General features: G+C 45.8%; 2 protein-coding genes. One reads left to right on the forward strand and one right to left on the reverse strand.

Translation table 11 applies throughout. From position 1 onward, the window contains the following. Positions 1-408 precede the first annotated feature (408 nt). Positions 409-1425, reverse strand: a complete 1017-nt coding sequence (locus QT974_RS09475; RefSeq protein ID WP_333468254.1) for a DUF4349 domain-containing protein — start codon at positions 1423-1425, stop codon at positions 409-411. A 282-nt stretch (positions 1426-1707) separates the two neighbouring features. On the opposite strand from QT974_RS09475, the gene QT974_RS09480 reads away from it, so the two are divergent. Then, positions 1708-4164, forward strand: a complete 2457-nt coding sequence (locus QT974_RS09480; protein WP_333468255.1) for an ATP-dependent helicase — start codon at positions 1708-1710, stop codon at positions 4162-4164. Positions 4165-4288 lie beyond the last annotated feature (124 nt).

The raw sequence follows: 4288 nt of genomic DNA on the forward strand, positions 1-4288 counted from the left end.
GACAGTTGACAGTTGACAGTTGACAGTTGACAGTTGACAGTTGACAGTTGACAGTCATTGGTAGGGTGTGTCGCGAGCGAAAATTCCTAAACTAAAGATTGACAATCTCACCGCGACGCACCTTATATTATCTGCGATTCTGAATTTGGGCAGGAGTTGCACAACTGTTATATTAAATAAAAAAAAAGGTATGTAGTTGCGCTGAAGCGCTCTTTATAAATATCAGGAAAGAGCGCTGAAGCGCAACTACGTACCTAAAGATTAAGCCTCATAAGAGTAACTGTTGCGTTCAGAAATGCTGGAAATGATATCAAGTGCGATCGCAATATTGCGACGTTTGGTGCGTCGCTACCTAATGACTAATGACTAATAACTAATAACCAATGACTAATAACCAATGACTAATGACTAATTTGCAGCAGGCGGTTTCGGTTCTTGAACTTTCGGAACAGAATGCTGTTTCTTAAATCGAATTATACCGTAAGTAGCTGCCCCAATTACTAGGAAATAAGGACTGTAAGCCAAGAGCCAAATGCTCAGAGCAAACAAACCTAAAGTTAATTCGCTCACAGAATGAGTCGCTTGTCCCCAAGTTTCCTGAACCCGCAAGCCGAGAGAAGGTTCGGGTTCTTGCTGGGCCGAGACTGCTGCTTCTAGAGTTAAACTAATAGTCGAATAGGCTACTTGATTCCGCAAACTTTTTAACTGAGCGTCGATGCGCTCGATCGACTCCCGAATATTGCTCAACTCTTGAGAAGCCTTGAGCACGTCGCCAACAGAGCCGGATCTCTCCATAATTTTTAACACAACTTCTTCCGATTTGCGCAGGTTGCGCAGCCTGGCCTGGCTGTCAACTAATTGATCGCTAACATCCTCAGCCGTCAGCCCTCGGTTTTCGACACTTCCGAGTTTTGCTAAAGCATTTAAAGTAGTTTCTAACTTTTCTTGAGGTACCCGAATCTGCAAGTTGGCGGTTTGGCGCACACTAGAATCCGGCGGCTTTTGGTTTTGGAAAGCCAAGATATCGCCTTGCTGTTTTTTCACAATCTCGGTAACTGATTTAGTGCTGCTGTCAATGGATTTGACAACTACACTAAGTTCGGCTTTTTTAATCAGTTGGGGAGCAGTTGCTGGAGTTTCTGCGGCTGGTTTTTTTGCGGTGTCAGCAGCAACTTTTGACGCTGCGCCTCCGGGTGTGCTTACAGGTGCGGGTTCGGATTGGGGAGCAGATGCCGCAATTTGCTTTTGGGCGCTGCGGGGTGAAGTAAAGCCGTTTGTAGAGCCGCTGGGGGAGGAAGTTGCACAGCTTGGTAAAGCAATGGCGGAGGATAAAGTTAAGAATGCTACTAATGCAAAGCGAGTTGTGCTGTTGTTGGCTGGGTTTGGCTTGTGTGACAGGAAATAAGTTTTGAGGTGAGTTTTCATTGGGGGTTTTTCCTGTAAAAAGGTTTGGGTATTGAATTTTATGCTGGTTTTAATTTAAGCTCGGATAGATAGGGTTGGTTTAGCCGATACCAAAATGGAAACGGTAGAGTTAAACAGTTGACAGTTGACAGTTGACAGATGAGTGCGAAGTGATAAGAGCGGAGATTTAAACTCCGTTCTTATCACAATCTGCCTTCATGCTTGGGCTTCAAACCCTTGCTATTCGGTGAATTTTTGGGGATTTTTAACCGCAGATAAACGCGGATAAACGCGGATGTAATTATGACTGATGAATTTGATACTGATTTTAGTCGATCGACTGCCCAGATCGATCGCCCGAACAGCACTTTCTCCGAGTTAGATCCCGCCGCGCTTTTGGCTGCTGCTTGCGGTAAAATTCGCGACAGCTTGCGTGCGGGCCAGCACGAGATGGCGGATTGGGCCGGCGGCCCCCTTGCGGTTTCGGCGGTTCCAGGGGCCGGGAAGTCTACAGGAATGGCTGCTGCGTCGGCAATTGCGATCGCCCGCAACCGACTGTACAACCGCCGTCAGTTAATTGTGGTGACGTTTACGCGATCGGCTGCTGCTAATATTAAAACTAAAATTCGCCAAAGATTGGCAGAATTGTCTTTATCTCAAGGCGGTTTTGCCGTACATACTTTGCACGGTTTAGCATTAAACATTGCAATGCGCCATCCCGATTTGTCTGGTTTAAATCTCGAAAATTCGACGTTAGTCACTCCGACTCAAAATCACCGCTTAATTCGCATTTGTGTAGAACTGTGGATCGCAGAAAATCCCCGCAGATATCAAATTTTGTTAGAAGGACAGCAATTTGATGGAGAGGAAACGGAGAGAGTGCGGCGACAATTGGCTTTGCGGACGGAGATTTTGCCACAGTTAGCTAAAACTGTGATTCACGAGGCAAAATCTTCTGGTTTGTCCCCCGAAGAATTGTTAGAAATGAGCGCTCTTGATTCGAGGGACGGCTATGAAATTTTAGCGGTAGCCGGCGGTTTATATCAAAAATATCAGGCTTTGTTGAGGAGTCGGGAATTCATCGATTACGACGAGATGATTTTAGGAGCTTTGCGGGTGTTGGACAATCCGGGCGCCAGGGCGATAGAACAAAAGCAAGTATTTGCAGTTTTCGAGGACGAAGCCCAGGATTCCACACCTTTGCAGACTAAGCTGTTGGAAATATTGGCGATCGATCCCGACCGTCCTAACTCACCTCCTAACTTTATCAGAGTTGGCGACCCAAATCAAGCAATTAATTCTACCTTTACTCCCGCCGATCCGATTTATTTTAATCAATTTTGTGATGAGTGCGAAGTAGAAAATAAGTTAGCAACAATGGACGGTGCAGGCCGCAGTACCCAGATAATTATCGATGCAGCTAACTTTATGTTGCAATGGGTAAACGAATCGGAATTAGCGGGAACTGAACAGCCTTTTCGCAATCAAACTATCAAGCCAGTTCCCAGGGATGACCCGCAGCAAAATGCCAATCCCGCCCCCATAGGTCGAGGCTTAGAGTTGCATACTCCCCGCGACATTTACCACACAGTTGAGTTAATTAGCAAGCGGGTAATTGAGTTAGTAGAGGAATTTTTACCTGCGGATTTCGCCTGGGAAATTTCCGAGCAAAATATTCAATCCAGCAGTGAATCCAAAGATGAAGAAAAGCGCCTCAAATTGCCAGTAGAAAATCAAAAGTCAATGGCTATTTTGGTGCGCGAAAACAAACAAGGCAAGTTTATCAAAGAAGTCCTAGAAAATCCGCAAAAACACGGATTGAGCTGCGATTTGCGCAAATACGGGATTAAAATTGAGGATGTCGGGGAACGAGACAGACATTCTCAAGTACCTTGGGAAATTTTAACACTGCTGCAATTTCTCGATCGCCCGCACTCACCAGATTACCTGAAAGCAGCCTTAAAGATTTTGAGCGATCGGCAACTCATCCCCAAACAAGACTACAATACATTTGCCACCAGCCCCGAACAATTCCTCTACCCAGGCCCCCTAGACCCGCAGCAGTCAGATCCCGTGCGCAAATGCCGTTATTTTTGCTGCGGTTTGCTGCAAGCACGCCTAGAACTCCCGCCCTACCAAATCATCTCATTCTTAGCCTTAGCCCTGCAATACGACCAAACAGAATTAGCCACCGCCGACAAATTAGCCGAACGAGTAGCAATCCAAACCGCCGGCAACAATTCAATGCGCAACATTTTGGACGTACTGAGCGAAATTGTTAGCTCAGAAAGATTTGAGCCAGTAGATGCAGATGACAAAATAGAAGAACGCTACACCAGCAAAGGTCAACTCACAATTATTACCATGCACAAAGCCAAAGGATTAGATTGGGATTGTGTATTTATACCATTTCTGCACGACCAAACAATCCCCGGAAGTTTGCGAGTTTTGCCGCAAACTAAATTTTTAGGAGATTTCACCCTAGCAGAAGTAGCAAGAGCGCAAATTCGAGCCAGCTTGCACGAAAAACATCCTTTGCCAAATCTCGGGGAAGCCTGGGAACAAGCAGGTTATTTGAAAACAGCAGAAGAGTTTCGATTGCTGTATGTAGCGATGACCCGGGCAAAAAGTTTGCTGTGGATGGGCGCCGAAAAAAAAGGGCCTTTTACTTGGAACAAACCCGAAAATTTGCAAGAGCAAAAACCTTGTCCGGTAATGCCTGTTCTGAAACAGCAATTTCCGGGAAATGTGATGTTGTAGAATAGATTTTGGGAACGAACCGCGAAGACGCTAAGGACGCGAAGAGAAGAGAAATGAAGGGCTTTCGCTAAAAAAACTTCTCTTCTCTTCCTTCGTGTTCTTGGCGCCTTCGCGGTTCGTTAAA

Source organism: Microcoleus sp. BM001215392 (genome assembly GCF_036700185.1).
Classification (GTDB): domain Bacteria; phylum Cyanobacteriota; class Cyanobacteriia; order Cyanobacteriales; family Microcoleaceae; genus Microcoleus.